Origin of the sequence: Aquella oligotrophica, from assembly GCF_002892535.1 — a bacterium.
Lineage (GTDB): Bacteria > Pseudomonadota > Gammaproteobacteria > Burkholderiales > UBA11063 > Aquella > Aquella oligotrophica.
Genome location: NZ_CP024847.1, coordinates 1245903 through 1267723 on the forward strand (window position 1 = coordinate 1245903; position 21821 = coordinate 1267723).

Annotated in this window: 18 protein-coding genes; 2 read left to right on the forward strand and 16 right to left on the reverse strand. The window is 35.8% G+C overall.

Features of this window, described 5'->3' with window-relative positions; all coding sequences use genetic code 11:
* The first annotated feature begins 1 nt into the window (after window position 1).
* Window positions 2-1066 (forward strand): hypothetical protein, encoded by a 1065-nt coding sequence (locus CUN60_RS05745; RefSeq protein ID WP_102951115.1) that lies wholly within the window; start codon window positions 2-4, stop codon window positions 1064-1066.
* An 88-nt stretch (window positions 1067-1154) separates the two neighbouring features.
* On the opposite strand, the gene CUN60_RS05750 is transcribed toward CUN60_RS05745, so the two are convergent.
* The 3 genes from CUN60_RS05750 to CUN60_RS05760 form a co-directional block, all read right to left on the reverse strand.
* On the reverse strand, window positions 1155-1436 hold the full coding sequence (locus tag CUN60_RS05750; protein ID WP_102951116.1) for a hypothetical protein: 282 nt from the start codon (window positions 1434-1436) through the stop codon (window positions 1155-1157).
* Between the two features lie 166 nt (window positions 1437-1602).
* Entirely contained in the window at window positions 1603-3999 is a 2397-nt protein-coding gene (locus CUN60_RS05755; protein ID WP_102951117.1) for a hypothetical protein, read from the reverse strand.
* Between the two features lie 176 nt (window positions 4000-4175).
* Entirely contained in the window at window positions 4176-6746 is a 2571-nt protein-coding gene (locus tag CUN60_RS05760) for a hypothetical protein (RefSeq protein ID WP_102951118.1), read from the reverse strand.
* 301 nt (window positions 6747-7047) lie between these two features.
* Between CUN60_RS05760 and CUN60_RS05765 the strand changes: the two genes are divergently transcribed.
* Window positions 7048-7770: a helix-turn-helix domain-containing protein gene (locus CUN60_RS05765; RefSeq protein WP_102951119.1), complete on the forward strand. Its 723-nt coding sequence runs from the start codon at window positions 7048-7050 to the stop codon at window positions 7768-7770.
* 35 nt (window positions 7771-7805) lie between these two features.
* On the opposite strand, the gene CUN60_RS05770 is transcribed toward CUN60_RS05765, so the two are convergent.
* The 13 genes from CUN60_RS05770 to lptF all read right to left on the reverse strand — a co-directional run bounded on the left by CUN60_RS05770 (window position 7806) and on the right by lptF (window position 21809).
* On the reverse strand, window positions 7806-10349 hold the full coding sequence (locus CUN60_RS05770) for a hypothetical protein (protein ID WP_102951120.1): 2544 nt from the start codon (window positions 10347-10349) through the stop codon (window positions 7806-7808).
* A 97-nt stretch (window positions 10350-10446) separates the two neighbouring features.
* Window positions 10447-10899 carry a pilin gene (locus tag CUN60_RS05775; protein WP_102951121.1) on the reverse strand — a complete coding sequence of 151 codons (453 nt, stop codon included), beginning with the start codon at window positions 10897-10899 and terminating at the stop codon, window positions 10447-10449.
* Between the two features lie 360 nt (window positions 10900-11259).
* Window positions 11260-11595: an HU family DNA-binding protein gene (locus CUN60_RS05780; RefSeq protein ID WP_102951122.1), complete on the reverse strand. Its 336-nt coding sequence runs from the start codon at window positions 11593-11595 to the stop codon at window positions 11260-11262.
* 245 nt (window positions 11596-11840) lie between these two features.
* Window positions 11841-12101: a 50S ribosomal protein L27 gene (gene rpmA / locus CUN60_RS05785; protein WP_102951123.1), complete on the reverse strand. Its 261-nt coding sequence runs from the start codon at window positions 12099-12101 to the stop codon at window positions 11841-11843.
* A 14-nt stretch (window positions 12102-12115) separates the two neighbouring features.
* On the reverse strand, window positions 12116-12427 hold the full coding sequence (gene rplU, locus CUN60_RS05790) for a 50S ribosomal protein L21 (protein ID WP_102951124.1): 312 nt from the start codon (window positions 12425-12427) through the stop codon (window positions 12116-12118).
* Window positions 12428-12576: 149 nt separating this feature from the next.
* Window positions 12577-14094, reverse strand: coding sequence for a Do family serine endopeptidase (locus CUN60_RS05795; protein ID WP_102951125.1), 1518 nt, complete (start codon window positions 14092-14094; stop codon window positions 12577-12579).
* 115 nt (window positions 14095-14209) lie between these two features.
* Complete coding sequence (locus tag CUN60_RS05800) at window positions 14210-15415, reverse strand: cation:proton antiporter domain-containing protein (protein WP_102951126.1); 1206 nt, start codon at window positions 15413-15415, stop codon at window positions 14210-14212.
* A 2-nt stretch (window positions 15416-15417) separates the two neighbouring features.
* Window positions 15418-16065 carry an endonuclease III gene (gene nth, locus CUN60_RS05805; protein WP_102951127.1) on the reverse strand — a complete coding sequence of 216 codons (648 nt, stop codon included), beginning with the start codon at window positions 16063-16065 and terminating at the stop codon, window positions 15418-15420.
* A 1-nt stretch (window position 16066) separates the two neighbouring features.
* Complete coding sequence (gene dnaB, locus CUN60_RS05810; RefSeq protein ID WP_102951128.1) at window positions 16067-17449, reverse strand: replicative DNA helicase; 1383 nt, start codon at window positions 17447-17449, stop codon at window positions 16067-16069.
* Window positions 17450-17605: 156 nt separating this feature from the next.
* Window positions 17606-18850, reverse strand: a complete 1245-nt coding sequence (locus tag CUN60_RS05815; RefSeq protein WP_102951129.1) for a cation:proton antiporter — start codon at window positions 18848-18850, stop codon at window positions 17606-17608.
* A 158-nt stretch (window positions 18851-19008) separates the two neighbouring features.
* Entirely contained in the window at window positions 19009-19446 is a 438-nt protein-coding gene (locus CUN60_RS05820) for a peroxiredoxin (protein ID WP_102951130.1), read from the reverse strand.
* Between the two features lie 147 nt (window positions 19447-19593).
* The gene (lptG, locus tag CUN60_RS05825; protein WP_102951131.1) at window positions 19594-20676 is read right to left on the reverse strand and encodes an LPS export ABC transporter permease LptG; all 1083 of its coding nucleotides are present in this window, start codon (window positions 20674-20676) and stop codon (window positions 19594-19596) included.
* The gene (gene lptF / locus CUN60_RS05830; RefSeq protein WP_102951132.1) at window positions 20673-21809 is read right to left on the reverse strand and encodes an LPS export ABC transporter permease LptF; all 1137 of its coding nucleotides are present in this window, start codon (window positions 21807-21809) and stop codon (window positions 20673-20675) included. Before lptF ends, lptG begins: the two co-directional genes overlap by 4 nt.
* Between the last annotated feature and the right edge of the window lie 12 nt (window positions 21810-21821).

The window sequence follows — 21821 nt, forward strand, 5'->3', positions numbered from 1 at the left end:
ATTGCGGACTAGTCTAATAACTGAACTTATCACAATTATGTGTGCCAGCCTAACAGTTGGCTTTTTTATCACCACCAAATTAGGTATCAAATTTGGTGTTAGCTTTTTAATATTTTCATTAAGTTCGCTTATTGGAGCTTTTTATCTGAAAAATAAAATAGATTCAAATAGTAGAATACTTATTATTTCATTTGGTTATTCCATTATTAGCTGGGTATTTTTTATTGCTGCCAATCCATTATTTCAAATGCCATTTCATCCTGAATACCTTTTTCTTGGGTTACTACTGTCTGGTGGAACACTTTTGGTTAAGCAATCATTTGTTGGAATTCACACATTAATCTTTACATTGTTAACGGGATTAATAGCTGGAATATACCAGTTATATAAAGTGAGTAGTGGAGCATTGCAGAATATTTCTGATTGGCATTATATCTCTGCAATGATGATCATTATTGTAAATATTAGGATGTTATACAACCTCTTTTTCAGAAAATATTCTGAAAGTTGTATAATCATGAAGCCTTCTTTAAAACATTTAAACCTGTGGTTTTCTTTATTATTGGTTTTATGGATATTGTCTATAACGATGGTAATTACAGCTAATGCATTAACCCCAGGATTTATTTGTATCTTATTAGCATCTATAATATCGCTACTTATCTGGAGGTTTAGGAGAGTTGATGCTACGGTAAATATTAATAAGGAGCTATTATTAATAATAGTATTATTGACAATTAATTTTCAAGAAAAAGCATTTTTTCAGTTTGCGCCAAGGGTTGGAGTGCTTCTAAATACCTTAGACTATTCTATTATTGAAAATTCAGCGGTTTTGATTATTGGCGTATTGGCAATTATTAAGATTTCTCAAGAAAATCTATTGGGTGAATTATTTTCTTTAGTAATTTGTCTATATATTATTTTAAATCAGCCTTTGAACTATATTTACCCATTTATCGAGAACAACCATTACCATCTGGGGATTCATTATTTTCCCGGGGTGTGGACAGCCTTACTGTCAATTCCAGTTGCAGTAGAGTGTTTGTTGAAAATAATTGTGAAATAAATAAAGAAGCCATCAGCTAGATACAGAGGGAGAAAAGCAAAAATGGAGTAAGTTATACCTAGCAGATAGCTTCATAGTCTTAAAATTCTTAACGACAACCGTTAACAACTGCGGTTGGTGAATCACTAGCAAAATCACATTTTACATTTTTACCAGTAGTATCGTTTTTAAATTTTACCTCATACATACCATCATGTTTTTTCTCATCTGCAATCAGACAATTATCCTGTACTTGTTTTAACGTTGTCGCAGTTGTGATATTTAGTGGCTTTCTATCTGGACTAGTTTGACATTTTAGTGTGCTCATATCCAATGATGCAGCAAAAGATAATACAGGCAACGCCATAATAAGTGCTAATAATTTACGCATAATAAAACCTTTAAAATAATTAAAGTCAAAAAGCTTGTTTGACCAATAAAAGATCAAAGCAGGCGAATTTTACATTAATACATAGTTAGTAGTTGTCCATTTTTGTGCCAAAATTGGTTAATTAAAAAAGCTCATGAGAATCCATGAGCCTTTTTACAGATTATAACTATTGTCCACCAGATAACGGATAACCTGTTGTTGGAGCGCCACTTCCATAATATTGGCTAGGAATACTACCATCGAGGACAACAAAACTAAGTGTTTGATTTGGTTCTCCTGGGAAGAAACAATAACCATAACCACCAGTATTACCAGTTGTATTACATTGGGAAATTGTAATATCACCCAACCCAATAGTATATAAATCATTCAGCGCCTGTGCAGTATTCACGATTCCAACCGCATAAGTCTGATCAGAAACATTAAACTGTAACCAATTACTAATAGAGCTGTTGTTAACTGGATATGCACTACAGCTACCATTAAATGATTCCATTGGGCATTGCAGACTCATACCACCATTACTATTATTATAGCTATAACCTAGATATAGCGGCAAAATAGTACCATTTGGAGTTGTAACCTGAACATAACCCACCTCGGTATTACTTCCTCCACCGCTAGTTAATTCACCATTACTGCCCATATTAAAACCGATCATCAAATTAAAGTTATTGGAACTAATAATGGTATTACTACCCGCCCAGCTAGTATTATTCAAATACACACTATAGCCCTGATGCGTTGAATTGGTAACAAATGAGTTTACGCCACTAGCGACGTTGGGTGAGTTTGGATTCCAATAATCAGAGCAGGTATAAGGACTGATACAACTTTGCGTAGACCAATTGATGCCATTGGCATTAGTAGTTAGGCTTGAAGATAATAACGACGCTCCTGGCTGAGTACTAAAATTAGCATAGGTATTACATTGCATAGTACCATGCGTATTTGCGCTAATTCCCGATTCTGAGCCGCTTACTGCTGGCATATTAGCACCCAGATTAGTTAATGGTGCGCTATAATTCGCACACCAGTTAAGGTTAATTGAATTAGTCTTATTTTGTGCTGTTACCGCAGTTAATGTCGTACCGTCATAATAGCCTTGTGAAGGCGTCGTAAAAATTAGTGGACAATTAATTTGGTTATTGTTATACAAGTTTGAAGCGCACTGTTTGTACGCACCCAAATATGGATTTTCATAAAGATTCATACTTTCAATCCAGCTGCCGACTGGTACCTGATTAGTAGAAACCGCATAGCCCGTTGGATTTGTTGGACTTAAACTACCCTGCATAGTTTTGGCAATAGTGGCTAAATTAATCATGCTCTGATAACTTTCAGCATAATTATTGATTACCGCTTGCCCAGATAGCGCCGGATCGGTAAACGATGCAACCATTAAACTCAGATATAAGCCATTAATCATCTGCCCAAAAAACTTGGCAAGATTGGTTTGTGCCAAAATATAGGCATTATATGCTTCAGGGCTGCCTGGAGTACAGGTTCCCTTACAATTATACTGTGTTGCTAGTGGCAAAGCTGAACCATCTAATGGGTTACTATACGGAGGGTTACTATACGGACTGGCATAACGAATATAGTTAGCAGTGGCTTCAATATTATACGCAGTTTGTAGCGAAGCTATTGATGATTCATAGATATTGACCAAATACAAATTATAGCTATTTAAGTTGGAAACTAAATTTGTAGTAACACTATTGGCAATTGCGCTCCCACCAGTAAATGGAACATAATCTAATACCAACGATTCCATTTCATAAAGCGCCCCGCCAAGATCGGTATAGTTTTGACTATTAATCGCGATATAAGATAAATTATAACTAGTTCCATTCCAAATAGTATCGCTTGTTGCATTGGTATTGGTAATCGAAGTATAATAAGAGCTGGTTGCCTGATAATCTAACCAAGTTGTATTATAGATATTTGCAAAATCCTTAACCCCAGTAGGACTATTAACGAAACTTTCGATACTGTTATATTCATCAACAGTATTAAATAAGCTATTCCAGATTGGATAAACACCAATAACCGCATTATTGTAACTGACTAGACTATTATGGGTAGTATCCTGATTCATTTCAACAATTAGATTGGTAATATTATTATTTGCATCATTAAGATCGGTATTAATCTGCGTGGTAATCTCGGTTAAATACTGAATGCTGCTTTCGATGGCATTAAAATCAGAATTTAAGGTATTTTGTGGAGTATTGCCAGTAATTAAATCAAAGGTATCACTAATTGCTTCTACACCATAATAGGCAAATTCGGCATAAGGCACCAAATCCATAATCCCAAACTTTGCTAAGCTAGAGGTAGTGTTACTGTTTAAAGATTTGGCAGTTAAATTACGTGGAGAAGTTGTATAATAGTTATAAAATTGCCCATCAATAATTTGGGGATTTATCGGACCATCGGTTACCGGGATTAGGTTATTACTTGGATTAGAATTTGAACTATTCCCACCTGAGCTACAGGCACATAAACCAGCACCAAATAATAAAACTGCGGCTAAGTTTGATAAATTAGTTTTATTCATGATTAAATGTCCTTTGTTGAGTATAAGCCACTATCTTGATACATAATTTATTCAATATTGATAAATTTGAGTTGTTCCTCATTTGAAAATAGAAACCACCATAAACGGCAGTTTCTATTCCTAGATTAAACAAAAATTTAAATGGTATCATCCTGTTAGATCAAGTCTAATTAATTTTATTGCCACCAGTTAAAACCGAAGAAATTACTAATTGGTGAGAATGTGAATGTTATTGTCTGCTGAATACTATTTACAGTAAAAGCATCTGTAGGATTGTTACTTAGAGCTAACCATGCCGTCCCACTTGGTGAACCACATAGGTAGTTATAACCATTTGGATTACCATAGCCATAGGCTATCGTTGAGTTGCCAGTATCAACATTTGGCAAATAGACACCAGCATAACAATGGCTTGGAGTATTTGTAGTGCCTGTAGTGGTAATAAAACCGCTAGTAGTATAAGAAAAATTCATTAGTAAACTGCCAGCAGCCAGCTGAGCGATACTAGGTATTTGAGTTGTTATACCAACGCCCCAAGTAGAGGTAGCGTAATTTTGACTTTTTGAGGAATCTTGTGTATAACTACCAGCGGCAATTACCTTGTTTAATCCCACACTTTCGATTGTAGCTGGTGTAGTTTGCCCAAAAGTGATCATTGGCTGCGACTTATTTGAAGTGTAAGAAACAAAATAAAGCGAGCTTGTTGGATAGTTGACTAAATTACACACTTCTCCTCCAGCATCCAATGGTTGCCACCATTGTGTACAATTATAAGACGTACCATAATTATAGTAGGTATTATTGTTTGTTGTACCCAAAGTTGGAGTTGTTACGCTTGGATAAATGTATCCACCCGTTGAAGCCGGTGAGTTTCCAAATTCACTTGAATTTTCTGACTGATTAAAGTATGCCATTCCTAATTGAATCATGTTTCCACCACGAATCATATCTCCATTCCAATAGCCGGTACCTACTTCAGAATAATTAATTTCATATTGTAGTGCCACTGAATTATTTAGTAGTAACTCTTGTAGTGAACCAGAAGCAGGTGTTGAATTACCATAAAGCTGATAAACATTATTAGGTAACCCTGATAATGAGAAACTGGCATTTGAACTTTGCAGAACAATATTTTCATTACATTGTGATGGGTTTAGAGTTGGGTAGCTTTCCATGATTGCATCATAACAGTTATTTGCAACGGTAATTATTCGATTGGAGTCATTTAAATAGCTGTTAGCAATATTCTTGAGTACCGAAGCTTCATTACTGGTTGTTAAGCCAGGCATACTCCCTAGAAAATTAGCTCTGGCAGCCAAGGTATTCAGTTGATAAGCGACTCCGATTGCGTTAATAAGCGATGGAGCATAATTTGCATATGGGTCAACAATAGCATTACTTTCTGATATGTTAGGGGAGTTTGCCGCAACTATCTGAATATTTGCATTAGTGACATTAGCAGAAACGGTTGGGTTTTTATAGCCACTTGATGTGATACCAGTTGCATTAATTGTATTAATATTGATTCCATCTGAAAATGGATAGAGTGTAGTATATGCTGTTGAATTTGTTGCCTCAACGGCTGTTTGCGCATATCCCATTCCCGCTAAAATTGCACTAGACATGGCCGAATTGTAGTTTGAGCAAGCAGACATATCTGGAGGGTTTGCTGTACATGCAATATAGTTTGCACTTTCACCAGCCATTGCATTTGCTATATATGAACTATAATAACTGGCGCTTTCACCGTATATAGTTTCAGTCTGTACAAATTGCACATCACCATATAAGTCATAAGTGAAATCAACCGCTGAATAATTACTACTATTAGAACTACTACTTGTATATGCGTTTGATACCGAGTCAGAATTATATCCGGCTGCGACCGAGTCTGAAAAAGATTGTGCAGCCGACTGTGAGCTTGCTGTAACATTCATGTTTAAGGTTGTTAAGATCCCACCAATATATGCTTCCAGGGCTGAAGATCCACAATTTTGTAAGAACTCATTTGGATATTGTTGATACATACTTTCTGAATTACTCGTCAGATTATTAGTAGAAGGTACCCCAGTTTGAACAACTGCTGCTAGCGCAGCAGCCAGATTATATGAACTGGTTGCATTGGCTGATTCATAACTATTAGCATAGGTATTGCTATTACTTGTGCTAAATCCTGCAAATCCTACTGATATATTATCTGAGTTTGAAACAGTGCTTTGGTTTTGTTGGTTTGCAGTAGTAACTACGAAGCTTGATGAAGAGCTAACAGTATCTGGTTCAATATACGGGTTAGAGGCATAACACTCGCTATTTCCAGATCCTAAAAGTATGTTTTGTGTTGATGGGATAACCCCAAGAAATAGCCCGCCTGCTGTTGATTCGAAAGCATTTGACAACCCAGCTAATTTATTCATTTTAGCTTTTTTATTAGTATTTAATACTGGTGGATTACTAAAGCGAGCGTCCAATTGTGGTAATGCTTGTTCAAATTTGTTCAATGAATCAAAAACATGTGTTTTTATATCAGATGGCATTTTACCTGGAATATAATGGACTCTTAATGCCGGATTTACTTTACCTGCTAAAAACATATCCCATTCATACAGTTTACCATCTTTTGTATATGCAACTATTTTTTGGTTAGTAGTAGCTGTATTTGCTGAAGAAGAACTACTTCCCGAGCTACAAGCAAATAATGCCGCACCCATAGTTAAAATGGCAATTAAATTAATTTTATTTCTTTTCATAGATTTCCTTTCGTCTATTAGATTCTGAATCCTTTGCAGCTAATCATATATAATTTGCTGATGAATTGATTATAAATCTATCAACGGGCGAATATTGTCCACTTTCGTGCCAACTCTGATTTTTGAGGGGGTTACGCTAAAATAGTATGAATCTAGCTAATATTAGCTGTAGCTTTTTTGCAGTGTAGTGACAAGCAATAGGACAGAGGAGCCAGCAAATTCTCGAAAAAATATGCAAATAATCAATTAATTTAGTATAATAAACTTTGTCCAATTAACGTTTCCCTTATATACCTTGATTATGACTGACGAAAAAGCTTTACAGTTAATTGCAGAAGCGAATGATACTGTTTTTGATGGCAATTATAATTTGATTGCTAATCTAGATTACATTGTGATTAGTGCTGATAAATTTGGTGCTGCACTTACCAATACGCCTGGTGGTTCATATTTGGGTAAAAATCTCCTCACCATGACCAATGATGAATGGCGAACTGATATCTATCGTAAATCTTTAGAATATTGTAAGCAAACCAGACAAAGTAAACAATGGTTATCACTTAAATTTGCACGGAGACCAGAATACTGGTTGATAATCATTAGTTTTCAGCCACTAGTAAACTATGCTACGAATAATGTGATTGGTTATAAAATTACCGGACGTGTACCGGAAAATATCATGCTGCCATTTTTTGGCTTAAAGGAGATTATAAAAGAAAGTCAGCCTCGTAAACGGGAACTAGGTAGCAAAACTGATGAATGGTTAACTAACCGGGAGCATGAGGTTTTATTTTTGTTATTTAACTGTGATACCTATCAGCATATTGCTAATTTATTAAGTCTCAGTCATCAAATTAACTATACCAGCTCCATGGTTGCAAAGATAGTTAATCGTAACTTATATGCTAAATTTAATGTTTCTAATCTTGAGTCTCTAAAAAAACTGGCATATCAAATGGGTTATCATAAAAATATTCCAGCATCACTCTTTGGCGAATTTATGTTGCCACTAAATAAATTATAAAGCTGCCAATTTCGTGGCAGCTTTTTTAGATCAGCTTACTGAGTAATTACGCAGTAGTGTTTATGTGTCGCAGTACATGCGTTACTAGAAGTTGATCTCCAACCCGAAGCATTGGTATTTGCCATTCCATATTCTCCTGTTCCGCTGGTTGTTGTCCAATTAGAGCAGTTAGAACCCGCACCATCATTAACCCCACCTGTCCATACACCACCTTGATATGCAGCATCAATAGGATTCCATAGACTATTTGCATTGCCAACTAGATTATCAAAGTTACCATTTGCTGCGATTCCAACCGGTTCATAGTTTTTATTCCAGTATAAGCGCCCCGGGATAGTAGCATTATTTCCGCGTAGTAGGGCTTTTACATCGCTAACATAATACGGATTACCCGTAGGATGCATATCATTAAACGAACACAGACTATCAGCTGTAGCGTAGCCACCACTACCTGCCGCACCAGACAAATTATTTGATAGAGTGATGTAGGAAGTTTTTCCACTATCAACAATGTAAGCAATTTGGTTAATAGTATTAGATGAGTCAGTCATATTAGTAAATCCAAAATTTCTATCGATATTACTAGCAAACGGTGTCGCTATTGCATAAATATTACATTCCTGATTTGAACTGATAACACAGTCAAAAACACCGTTACGCGTCCAGTTACCATTGGCATCAACAAAGCTTACGCCATCATTATTCGTAAAAATTCGGATTTCTTTTGGACCAATATTATTTCCCATAATCTTCAAGTTTAACTTAATATATTGCCCTTGAGCCATGTGGTAATAACCATCGCTAGCACGCTCAACACTAGGAGTAACAATTACCGAATATGCGAGACTAGCACTGAAATAGAAATTTCGGGTAGTTGTTAGGGTTGCTCCATTCGGTCTTGCCTGATCTGTCCAATTGGCAACCGTCTGGACATTACTAAAATTATTACTACCGCTACTATTAGTGGTTATAGAATAGGTAACATTACAAACCGCACCGTTATTAAAGGTTATTTTAGAATTTAGCGTGCCGCAAGTCGTACTAAATAGCTGCCAACCATTACTAAGTCCTGTCGTACTAACATAGAAATTCTGCGCTGGCTGATTACCCGTATTCGTATAAGTAAAACTTATATAAGCAGTCGCTCCAATATTAAAAATCCATGGGTCGCCTATAGTGCCCGCTCCAGAGACTACTCCTCCAGTTGATGGGCTTGCAATTGCATTTATTGTTGCATACGTTGCGTTTGCAGTTAAAAGTCTGAATTTTCTGCTATAGTTCTTACGAACACCATTTGCTAGATAATTTCCATTGATATTTATATTAAATTGAGCTACAGTAAAAGCAGAAGTCTCTGAAAGGGTAAAGCTACAGCTTGCTAGCGAATGCAGGCTACTACAATTACTATTGCTGATAGTGCCTGGGACTGAACTTAAATTAATGCTTTCAAGAGTATTTTGTCCTAGGTTTTGAATAGTTATTATTGTAGCTGCCTGATTATTATAATAAAGAATCGGGTTTTGTGCCGCAGTTACACCCATCTGCATTACAGAAGATTTTGAATTATACCAAGATAATGTCTGGGTTGAGTGCTGTTGATAATGGATAGTTAAATCACCACTTCCGTTATTTGAGTTTGATTCAATATTGAAATAAATATAACAATAAGCATTAGCATTCAAGCTGGAATTACATCTATTAGCACCATTAGCTGCTACAGTACTTTCTGGATAACTAATCTGGCTAATTTGTGCGGACTCAGTCCCAGAATTAAAAACTACTACCGAACCACTACGCTGATTTAAAGTGTTGATTACTGGAGTCGCGCCGAAAGTCAGGAATGCACCATTAGGCATTGGAACAACTTCTAGTGGTGCAGATATAGAATAATTATGATTGTCTTCATCATGAACCAATGCGCTTAATTGACTATTTTTTATAGTTTCACTATTTTTTAGATTATGGATTTCAACTGCTGTAATATAGTGTTTACTCCCAGCTTCTGCCTCCTGATATTTACTGATGTTAATTAGATTACTATCGCTGGCTATCTTGTCTAAATGATAGTTTTTATTAGTTGCTGAATACAAATATACAGTATGATATTGATTATGTGAATTATCTAAAATCAGATTATCGCTGAATTTAAACTCTCCCTGCGATGCCTCTTTTTCATCGATTAATGCATAACGGATTAATTGTCTGATAGATGTGCCGTTCTGGCTAGCTTCAATGATTGCACTTCCAGTGTGTGTTTCTTCACTAAGTAATGGAGTAGTGATATTAAGCTCACAAGTTTCACCAGCTTTTATCGACTCGCAATTAGTAGCATCTATAAGTAGACTACCACTATCTACCTTATAGCTAATACCATTCAAGTCCTGATTACCATTATTATGAATAAATAATACCGTTTTAGTCTGATCACCAGCAAATACTGGAACTACTCCCGGGCTATCAATAATCAATTCGTCAATTGTTTGCCCCGGATTATTACTAATCGTGCTTCCACCTGAGTTATTACATCCACTGATTACTAACACCGCGCTTATAAAACATAGCAAATTTGTAAATTTCATTCCATCCTAACCTTTAATAACAGTTAATATCTAATAGCATTATTGTAGTTGAGACATACTCATAAAACTGTCCATATTCATGCCAAAAAGACGAATATTACGGCTGATTTCTACAGCTAGAAGGTACATAATCTTGATAGTTTGGCTGTACGATACACGTCCAATTGATACCGGATGCCGAGGGTGAACCTAAAATTGCAATTGAAAAAGTAGTTAGACCACTGATTGCTAGCGTAACTAAGATAGCTATCTGCTCGCCTTGAGAGTCATAGCGTACATCAACTCCTGCGACATTTGTCCCGGTTATACTTGCTGCAGCTGGCAAACCAAAGTCAGTATTTAACGAACCGCTACCATTTGGGAATGAGCCATTAGTCTGATAGTATTCACTAACAGCTACTTTTGCCATGTCAGCAAAAGTAATTGCCTCAGATACTTTTGCTCTAATTATATAGTTCTGATATGCTGGTATTGCAATTGCTGCTAAAATACCAATGATGGCAACTGCTATCATTAGTTCAATAATTGTAAATCCTTTATTTGTATTCATATTTTTATCCATAATACCTTATAAAAATCTAATTCTTAGTTAATAATGAAAAATATTGCAACTAAAATACCTAAAGTAATTAATCCATATCTTTCAAACGTTAACAAAGGAGTAGAAAAGATAGTTGTTTGAGTTAGCGCTATATTTAAACAAGACAGCCCTACAACTACTTATAATACAACGCTGTTGTATTCAAATAACTTTAACTAATGACATTATTTTAATTTAGTGTTGGTTTGAGGTTTGTCCTTGTTTGTGCCACTTTTAGGGAGTAAGGAGAGTAATTATGGGGTTTTTTGGGGAGTGTATGCTTGTGGGATAAATATATAACAAATAAGGGGCATTTGTTAGCCCCTTATTTTATTTTGCTTTCTTAGCAGTTTTTGCTGCTGGTTTAGCGACTGCTTTTGGCTTTGTAGCCTTATTAGCAACGGCATCTTTAAGACCTTTGCCAGGCTTGAATTTTGGTGTAACAGTTGCTTTAATTTTTATTTCTTCCCCGGTCTTAGGATTACGTCCCGTACGCGCGGCTCTTTCAGCAACTTCAAAAGTACCAAAACCAATAAGTGTAACCTTATCCTTAGCTTTTAAAGTAGCAGTTACAGATTCTGTAATCGCATCTAAAACTTCATCAGCCAATTTTGCAGTAATACCTGTTTGTTCAGCAATACTTTTTACTAATTCAGCTTTATTCATAATAATCCTTTCGAGACATTAACTTAAAGGTATTATATCCTACTGCTATTAAGTAAAGCAACTTTACATGGTGTCATTTATGATTATTTTTCAAATATGTAGCTAAAATCGCACATTTAAAACAACTGTTACAGTATTTAAGCATCTGAAGAAGCCAAAAGATAAAGGTTGTGACTGGTATTTGCAAAAAAAGACCCCGCTTATAAGTAAGCGGGGTTCGTAAAATAATTGAAGTATAGTTTAGATTATTCTGCAGCTTCAATACTTACGATACGACGGTTGAATTTACCGCCAACCGAGAATTTAACTACACCATCTTCTTTAGCAAATAAAGTATGGTCTTTACCAATACCTACATTGTCACCAGCATGGAATTGTGTTCCACGTTGACGAACAATAATACTTCCAGCAGAAACTAACTGACCGCCGTAAGCTTTAACCCCAAGCATTTTAGGATTTGAATCGCGTCCGTTTTTTGAACTACCACCGGCTTTTTTCTGTGCCATCTTAGTTTCTCCTCTTAGTTGTTAATAGCATCAATGGTTAACTCAGTATAGTACTGACGATGACCTTGATGTCTTTGATAATGTTTACGACGGCGCATTTTAAAAATGCGAATTTTCTTGTGACGGCCTGTTGCCGAAACAGTAGCTTCAACGCTTGCTTTAGCTACAATAGGACTTCCGATAACTACATCTTCACCGTTAGCAATCATAAGTACTTCAGATAAAGTAACTTTGCTTCCGACTTCTGCAGGTATCAGTTCTATTTTTAATTTATCGCCAACGGCTACTTTATACTGTTTGCCGCCGGTTTTTATTACCGCATACATCGTGTAACTCCTAATGTTAATTAATAAGAATAATAAGGGGCAGATTATAGCATATTAGCTCCTGGATTACAATAAATTTTACCTTTTGCTCTAATTTGAGCTTGCTTTATTCTCTAATGAGACCATTTGTTAGCAAGGTTTCAGCTAAGCTACTGTCCAAGCAGATTTATAGTTATAAACATTTGTTGTCCGCCTCGATCTATAAGTAGGGCAACTTGTTTGGCATTGGCTAGATAGCTATTTAATTCACTGGTATTATTAATTTTTCTATTATTTACCATGAGAATTACATCTCCACGCCCGATCCCGGCTGCCGCAGCTACATTATTAGCATCAAGCACGACTACACCGTATTTGGCACGAACTTGTCCGGCAATTCTTGGATCATTTACATTTAAAACCTGTAATCCGAATTTTTCAATATTTTCAGTATTTTGCTTGTCTAGTTTAGGGGTTTTATCTACATTTAATAGCGGTTGTTCATCTTCAGGTTCATTTCCTTTGCCTAAAGTAACTTTTACATTACTAATATTACCATTACGAAGAACTGATAGGTCAATAATATCACCGGGCTTTTTGCTACCAACAATAATTGGTAAATCAGAGGCTTTTATTATTTCCTTACCTTCAGCTTTTAATATAATATCACCAGCTTGAATTCCAGCTTTAGCTGCACCAGAGTCAGCTGATACATTTGCCACCAGTGCCCCTGATGGTTTACTTAGTCCAAAAGATGCTGCTAATTCAGGTGTTACTTCCTGAATATTTATCCCTAGTTGTCCATGATATACTTTACCATTTACTTTTAATTGATCGGCGATTTTCATCGCAATGTCAATCGGGATCGAGAAACTGATTCCCATAAAACCACCACTGCGGCTATATATTTGTGAGTTAATGCCCACAACTTCACCTTTAGTGTTAAATAATGGTCCACCAGAATTACCCGGATTGATAGCAACATCAGTCTGAATAAATGGAACATAATTTTCACTAGGCAAATTACGCCCTTTGGCTGAGACTATCCCCGCAGTCACAGTATTATCAAGCCCAAATGGTGCACCGATTGCGACAACCCACTCCCCAACTTCTAGACTTTCAGGGTTACCTATTTTAGCTGCAATCAAGCCTCCAGATTCAATCTTGAGTAGGGCAATATCAGTTTTAGTATCAAGTCCAATAAGCTTAGCATTAAATGCTTGCTTATTATGAGTAGTTACAGTAATCTTAGTCGCCTTATTAACCACATGCGCATTGGTAAGCACATAACCATCATTACTAACGATAAACCCAGAACCAGATGCTCGACTTGGTTTTTGTTGCTGTGGCTGAACTCCAAAATAACGATATAGTTGAGCTAACGGATCATTTGGGTCAATTCCTAAATTTGCATTTCTTTGCGTTGGATTTATTTCGGCACTTATGTTTACAACACTATCACCAACCTGTTTTACTAGATTAACAAAGTTTGGTCCACCAAGTGTACAATTTGCCATAGATGAGGGATTATTTTGGTCGATTGTTGTTTCCTGCTGTTTCGCAAGGGTTGCATGTTCTATTTGCTTATCATTGCCTGATTGTTTTTCTGGTTGATTGGAGCAGGACATAATTAATAAGCTAAGTATTAGAGGAATGAGTCTTTTACGGTTAATTAGTTTTTCTAACATTTTTTAATTCCAATTGCTAAAGTCATTAAACATCGATGGTTAGGCATTAAGAGTATTATCAACTTACTATTTGTGGTTGCCTTTTCAAAATTTCAAGACTAGAGATGTCAAATTTCTAATTTATATACTTGCGAAAATAAAAGACTAAACTTGTTGCACACCAAGTAGTAACCATTGCAGAAACTACAAATATGGTGAAAATCTGCGTCGAAATAAAACCAATTTCATGAAACACTCGCATCATAATAATCTCCGTAACGCCGCGAATGTTTAGTAACGATGCTAAGAATGCTGATTCACCTTCAGGGTGTTTGTAGATATAGCTGTTCGGAATATAAACTGCAAAGAATTTAGATGCAAAGGCTATTAATGAAATGATTAACCCCATTAATAATAAATTTGTGTTGTCTATAATATTTATTTTTGCCAGAATTCCAACTTGAGCAAAGAAAATTGGCAGAAAGAAAACAGTAATAAACTCTTCCAGATTTTTACATACTTCGGTTATTAATTTGTTTTTTCTTGGTAACATTAATCCAAAAATAAAAGCTCCAAAGACTTGGTGAATATTGGCGCTATCAGCAATTACACAAGAAATTAGGCAGCCACATAAAATAAATGCCAGTGTTGCTACGGTAGATTTAATATGTGAGGTAATATACTGAATTAACCGAGGGAAAATATATGTCATTGAGATAACATAGACGCTAAATGTCCAGAAAAGGTTGTAACGAATTATCTCATCTTTCTGGAGTGCCAGTAATAAGCCACCATAGACAACCCAGAATAATAAATCATCTATTCCTGCCGCCATTAGACCTACATGACCAATTGATTTACTGATAAGCTTGGTTTGGTTTAGAAATAGCGAGATTAGAGATAGTGAGGCAATCGACATGCACAACCCAACAATCAGAGAAAATTCAAATTTGTTGATTGGAGCTAGAATATTATAATGATAGATAAATGGACCAGTAATCATTCCACAGGTAAATGGTACAATTGCACTAATTATTGAGACTGTGAGACTACCTCTGCGCTTTTTTAATAGAAGGTAATTGAATCGTGAGCCCAGAATCATCAAATAGAAGTTTACTCCAATATCGCCCATGGTCGCACAGCTACTAATATCAAAGTATTGTTTTGGTAAGTTTAACCATGAAATAATTACTCCGGCAAAAACTCCACCAAAGACTAGAGGTTTATTAAAAAATTTCATCACCCGATACATACAAAAAGTTGTAATCATTAGGATGATGATGGTCGTCATAGTGGTATCAATGCTATCTAATGCATTAATAACTACCTGAGTTGATCCCATTGTTATTTGGCTTTCAGAGTTTTATAGTAATCACAATATTCAGTAATCTGACATTTTTCACATTCTGGTTTTCGTGCCTTACAGATATAGCGTCCATGCAAAATTAGCCAGTGATGCGCATCAAGCAAATATTCTTTTGGTACTACTTTAAGTAGTTTTTGCTCGACTTCTAGAACAGTTTTTCCCTTGGCTATTCCAAGACGATTCGAAAGCCTAAAAATATGGGTATCAACAGCCATTGTTGGCTGCCGATATAGTGTATTTAATATAACATTTGCCGTTTTTCTACCAACTCCCGGTAATGCTTCTAGTTCCTCACGAGTTTTGGGTACTTCGCCATTATATTTTTCATTAAGAATAGTTGCCATGGCTATTACATTCTTGGCTTTAGTTTGATATAAACCAATAGTTTTGATATAAGGAATGATGCCATCTATTCCCAAAGCTGCTACTTTAGCTGCAGTATTTGCAACGGGAAATAATTTTGCTGTTGCTTTATTTACACCAACATCGGTTGCTTGCGCTGAAAGAATTACCGCTGTCAATAGCTCAAATCCATTTGAATAGTTTAGCTCTGTTGTTGGGTTAGGGTTAGCTTGTTGCAAGATTGAAAAAATCTGCCGAGCTTGCTCTTTACGTTTGATCGACATCCTAGTGTTCACTTTCCCATTCGTAAGCAAGATTTTCAAATCTGGTATATTGGTTTAGGAATGCTAGTTTTACGGTTCCAGTTGAGCCACTCCGGTTTTTGGCAATATTTAATTCGGCAATCCCTTTTTCCTTGCTATCTTCACGATTATAATAATCATCGCGATATAACAATAAGATGATATCCGCATCCTGCTCTAGGGCACCAGACTCACGTAAATCTGAAATATTTGGACGTTTATCAGTTCTACTCTCGACATCACGATTAAGTTGTGATAATAAAATAATTGGTACATCGAGTTCTATGGCTAGAGTTTTCAATGAACGCGAAATTTCAGCAATTTCCTGCGCTCGATTAGAACCCGGACCAGTACTGATTCCCGTCATAATCTGGACATAATCAATTACGATTAAACCTAGTTTGCCAACTCGATCAGATAATCTGCGTGCCCGAGCTCTTAGATCAATTACATTAATTCCAGAGGTTTCTGCAATATGAATTGGGGCATTTTTTAGTTCATTCATGGCAATATAGATCTTTTCCATATCGTCGTGAGTAACATCGCCACGCTTCATTTGGCTTTGATCTACACGGGCACACGAGCTAAGCATCCTTTGTACTAGTTGAACTGCTGGCATCTCCAGCGAAAATACCGCGACTGGCATTTTATTCCGGATAGCGATATTTTCCGCAACATTTAGCGCAAATGATGTTTTCCCCATACCCGGGCGCCCGGCAACGATAATTAATTCTCCACGTTGTAGACCTGAAGTATATCGATCTAGTTCGCTATAATGGGTTGCAACTCCGGTGATTCCATCTTTATCATCGCGTTGGGCGGCTTCCATCATTTTGGCAATTACTTCATCGAGCAAGTCTCGAAATTGTGAAAATTGCTTATTACTAGCGTTTAGATCTTTAATATTAAAGATTTTTTGTTCTGATTCATCAAGAATCTGATCAACATTTCGTCCTTGCGGTGCGTAGGCAGTATCGGCAATTACATTACTGGCACTAATCAGTTCACGCAGGATAAAGCGTTCACGGATAATTTCGGAATAACTTTGGATGTTGGTGGAGGAGACGGTTGATTCAACCAAATTATGTAGATAATCAATTCCACCCGTGAATTCAAGTTGATTGTTTAATTTTAGTGATTCGGCAACAGTGATTGCATCAACATTTTTATTATCAGCCTTGAGTTTACTAATATGCTCAAAAATTATCTGGTGTTCTTTACGGTAAAAATGCTTGGGAAATAAAGAACCTCCAATATAATCAAAAGCATTCTCGTCAAGAAGAACTCCACCCAGTAAGAATTGTTCTGCCTCTATTGAATGAGGTGGGGTTTTTAGTGCAGTTAAAGTATTATCAGAAATAGCCATTATGTTTTATTCTTATTTATAATTTTAAGATACACATTTTATCATGCTACAATTTTTATGATTGCAGCATGTTATTATAATAGCTCAGATATGTATTGTTGAAAAGAAATGAGTTCATATTTTATGATTAATTATTGCTATCTGGAATCCATTTTATCACCGGGCAAGTTTTTTTATCGCCCATTTGAATGTTCCTCCCTGAATTAAAATAGAACAGATCACAACAACGTACGTAATTGCAACTAGACTATCAGGAAACTGCTCTATTGATAATGCAAGTGCGATTGATAATCCACCGCGAATTCCACCCCAAGCCATTAATGTGCTTTTATTAAGGGAGAAATTCATTCCTTTTTTACGGAAAAGATTACTGATTATCAAATCCGGGAAACAGATACTTAAAAGCCTTGCAATAAAGACAATAATCACACAAACCAAACCAGCAATAATTGCATTTTTGTCGATATTGATGTTTATCATTGCAAGACCAATTAATATGAATAGAAATCCATTTAAAATCTCATCAATGAGCTCCCAAAAGTTGTTGATTACAAGTGTATTATCTGGACAAAAATGTTCTTTTTTAGCAAGACCACCAATGATTAAACCAGCTACAACCATTGTAATAGCTCCTGAGAAATGAAACCTGTCAGCAGAAATGTATCCTCCGCTTGAGATTGCTATTGTGATTAATGTTGCTACTTCTGGCGATTTTGCCTGCTTTATCAGAAAGCTTGCAATATAGGCAATTACTACTCCCCATAGTATTCCGCCACCTGCTTCTATCACGAGTTTTTCTATAACCCCCAAAAAGGTTAAGTGGACATCATAATAGACAACTTCAGTTAAAATAATCAGCATTAATATAGCACCAGCATCATTGAATAATCCTTCTCCAGTAATCAGAGTTTTTAACCTTTGAGGATATTTTTCAATAGATTTAAATGTGCCTAGCACTGCAATTGCATCAGTGGGTGAAATAACTGCCCCAAAAATCAGACATTCTCCAAGAGTAAATGGCAGTTTAAATAAACCACTTAGATAATAAAGCATATAACCAGTCAGGAATGTTGAAATAACAACTCCAACGCTTGCAAGGTAAATAACCGGCTTCATTTCTTTTTTTAACTCAATTGAGTTCATGTGTAACCCACTAGCAAAGAGCAGATACCCAAGCATTACGTTAAGGACAGTGTACTTAAAGTCAACACTTTTTACCATGTGATATACCGGACCAATGTGTCCAGGTAAACTTTTTGATACGGTGGTTACGATTATCGCAATTAATATACTTATAATAGTAAGGGCGATAGTCTTTGGTAATTTTAGGTAGCGATCATTAACTATCCCAGCAAAGGCGGTTAGTGCTACTAATGTTGCAAATAATTCATGATAATTCATAATTGTTTAGTAAAAAAACAAAATTTAATATTATGCGGGGGTAGGACAAATAATTAATTCGGTGAAGAAATATTTAACCCACCCCCGCATATTTTTCGTAGTTTATTGGAGTTTATAAATAGGCTTCTTATAAAGCTAGACCTATTTAATTATGCTCCCTAACCAAGGCTTTTTATAAATTCAAGTACTTCTTCAGCATGATTATCTACTGTAACCTTACGCCATTCTTTAATAATGTTTTTCTCTTTATCAAGGATAAATGTGCTTCGCTCAATGCCACGAACAGGTTTCCCATACATTGTTTTATCTTTCATGACATTAAAAAGGTTACAGACTGTTTCTTCTGGATCTGCTAATAACTGATGGGTAAGAGCATGTTTTTTCTGAAAATTACAGTGCGTAATATGTTTATCTCGTGAAATACCTAATACTTCATAGCCAGCTTTAATAAACTCAGGATATAGGCGGCTAAAATCCTGATTTTCAACAGTACACCCTGGAGTGTTATCTCGTGGGTAAAAGAATAGTACTAATGGTTTAGTCAGTTCACTTAGTTTAAACTCACCGCCAGAGGTAATTGGTAATGAAAAATCCATAGTAGTTCTCCCAAAAAATTTGCAATAGAGCTACATTATAAAACACTTGGGGCGGTAGATTATAAAAATAAGTTGGTGTGCTGATAGTGGGGTCAATAATCCTATTCTGCTTATGATATATAATCAATAGGCGGGTGAGTCCTTTGGCTAGGATTCTTTTTTTAATATAACGAGCCAACCTATCCCAAAGAGTAAGACAGTCGGAATAGTTGCAGAAAGCACAGCATTCCAATTATAGATTACGGCTATGAAACCAATTAATTTATTACTAAAGAAAAAGGTAACACCAATCAGAATACCAAAAAAAAGTTTAGTGCTAAGATTAATATTTCGCCCATTATTTGGAATAAAGCCAATAGCAATAAAAGCCATTGAAATACATGCAATTGGATAGAGTAATTTACTCCAGAAAGCAATTTCATAACGGTTAACCGCTTGGTTATTATTCTTTAAATGTTGAATATATTTTTGCAGACTAAAGGCTGGCATATCTTCGGGAGTAATGACAAGCACATTAAAATAGCTTGGATCAATACTTGATTGCCAACTGAAATCTTTTGGGGATTGAATTTGAATTTGATTACTTTGATAACTATATATTGTGGGGTAATGTAATTGCCAGCTATGGGTACCAGTTTGATAGTCACCACTTTCAGCAACTATATATTTTTTTAATTGCTGTTTATCATCATAAGCAAAAATCTGGATACCCTTGATTGTATTACTATTATTTTGATCAATTTGTTTTATATTAATTATATTATGTTCCCCATCTTTACTCCATACTCCAGAAGATAATTCAGTTGATACCTGTTCATTCATCTTATTCATTTTGTAAACTTTGGCGAAGTGGCTAGAGGTTGGTGCGATTACTTCACCAACTAGAAATGTAATAATGGTAAAAATGATACCAAATATTGCCAATACTTTTGTAATATCACCAAGAGATACTCCTGAAGTTCGCATTATGGCATATTCTGAAGTTTTTACTAATCCAAGCATACCTGTCATAACACCAATTAGTACTGCCAGTGGTACTAGGAGATATATATAGGTCGGTAGTAATGCACCAAGATAGATAAACATGGATAAAGTAGTATAGCTGCCTTTTCCAACGCTACTAATTTCACTGATGGCATTAATAATTGTATATATCATCGAAAATGCAAATAGCAATGTTGCTGTATTAAGGAAGCATTTTTTTAGGATGTAGCGAGAGAGGGTATTCATTTATTTTTTGAGCGAAAATAACCATTTGGTTTTGTTTTTACATAGGTAAGGGCAAGTGCTAGTCCAATAATAATTATATGTACTGGCATTGTCCAGAATGCAGAATATATTTTGTCATCATTAATCTGCGCATTTATTGTCATGATAATGTTTTGATAAACACCATAGATGATAGGGGGGAAAATAAATACCAAGCTATTTTGTACTCTGGAAGTCTGCATACTAAGAGGTACTGCAATTAGTCCCATTACAAATGTCATAATCATGATTGATACTCGCCAAGATAGTTCACCTCGATTGTGCGGTTCAGAATATAAGCGTATCAAATCTCTGGTGGGGTATGATTGGGTATTTAGCTGTGCACGATCGCGGATTGGGTCATATGCCTGTTTTAATGTTGCGGTAAAAGTTTTGAATGACATCAGTAGAACATTCCCACTTTCATAGTTATCAAGTTGATAGCGGTTACCTTTATAAAGGGTTAGTTTAACCATACCCTGATTATTACTAACCATACCTTCGTTAGCGGTAATGTTATAGTTTATATTACTTTCATCCTGATATTTGAGGAAGATATTTTTGGCATAGCCATCTTTTAATGAGTATTTTTCTATGTAGTAAACATCTTTGTTGTCTGGTGATTCTTTGAATACACCTTCAGTAAGAGCCATTGTTGCGGACTGTTTTGCAAGAAAATTGGCATACTGGTTTGACTGGCGAACTGCCCATGGCGTAATCAGCATTGAACATATGCCGCAAGTTAGTGCTAAAGGCGTTACAAATATTGCAGTTTGCTTGAGCCAGCGAAAAGGGGAAATCCCACAGGAGAGCCAAATGGCAAGTTCATGATCTTTTGAGTAGCGATTAAAAGTTATTACGATGGAGAGGAAAGTCGCAATGTTTAATATCATCGGAAAACTGGCAAGAGTACCGTATAAAGTTAGTGTAAACAGTGTTACTTTTGGTATATGTCCAGCCGAAGCTTGGTCCAGTAGTTTGAATAATTCTGTAATGGGTAAAATTATAACTAGAACAACCAGAATCCTGGCTGCATTAGAAACTAATTCCCGATAAAAAACGTTCTTGATTAACATGATAAATGCTAGAATATCGTAATTAGTGTATTTTAACATATATGAGTCATA

Coding starts and splice junctions, on each gene's coding strand:
- lptF (WP_102951132.1), bottom strand. CDS start 21,809: ATGTTAAAATACACTAATTACGATATTCTAGCATTTATCATGTTAATC.
- CUN60_RS05780 (WP_102951122.1), bottom strand. CDS start 11,595: ATGAATAAAGCTGAATTAGTAAAAAGTATTGCTGAACAAACAGGTATT.
- CUN60_RS05775 (WP_102951121.1), bottom strand. CDS start 10,899: ATGAATACAAATAAAGGATTTACAATTATTGAACTAATGATAGCAGTT.
- CUN60_RS05800 (WP_102951126.1), bottom strand. CDS start 15,415: ATGGGATCAACTCAGGTAGTTATTAATGCATTAGATAGCATTGATACC.
- CUN60_RS05820 (WP_102951130.1), bottom strand. CDS start 19,446: ATGGATTTTTCATTACCAATTACCTCTGGCGGTGAGTTTAAACTAAGT.
- lptG (WP_102951131.1), bottom strand. CDS start 20,676: ATGAATACCCTCTCTCGCTACATCCTAAAAAAATGCTTCCTTAATACA.
- dnaB (WP_102951128.1), bottom strand. CDS start 17,449: ATGGCTATTTCTGATAATACTTTAACTGCACTAAAAACCCCACCTCAT.
- rpmA (WP_102951123.1), bottom strand. CDS start 12,101: ATGGCACAGAAAAAAGCCGGTGGTAGTTCAAAAAACGGACGCGATTCA.
- CUN60_RS05760 (WP_102951118.1), bottom strand. CDS start 6,746: ATGAAAAGAAATAAAATTAATTTAATTGCCATTTTAACTATGGGTGCG.
- CUN60_RS05765 (WP_102951119.1), top strand. CDS start 7,048: ATGACTGACGAAAAAGCTTTACAGTTAATTGCAGAAGCGAATGATACT.
- CUN60_RS05755 (WP_102951117.1), bottom strand. CDS start 3,999: ATGAATAAAACTAATTTATCAAACTTAGCCGCAGTTTTATTATTTGGT.
- CUN60_RS05770 (WP_102951120.1), bottom strand. CDS start 10,349: ATGAAATTTACAAATTTGCTATGTTTTATAAGCGCGGTGTTAGTAATC.
- CUN60_RS05795 (WP_102951125.1), bottom strand. CDS start 14,094: ATGTTAGAAAAACTAATTAACCGTAAAAGACTCATTCCTCTAATACTT.
- CUN60_RS05750 (WP_102951116.1), bottom strand. CDS start 1,436: ATGCGTAAATTATTAGCACTTATTATGGCGTTGCCTGTATTATCTTTT.
- rplU (WP_102951124.1), bottom strand. CDS start 12,427: ATGTATGCGGTAATAAAAACCGGCGGCAAACAGTATAAAGTAGCCGTT.
- CUN60_RS05815 (WP_102951129.1), bottom strand. CDS start 18,850: ATGAATTATCATGAATTATTTGCAACATTAGTAGCACTAACCGCCTTT.
- nth (WP_102951127.1), bottom strand. CDS start 16,065: ATGTCGATCAAACGTAAAGAGCAAGCTCGGCAGATTTTTTCAATCTTG.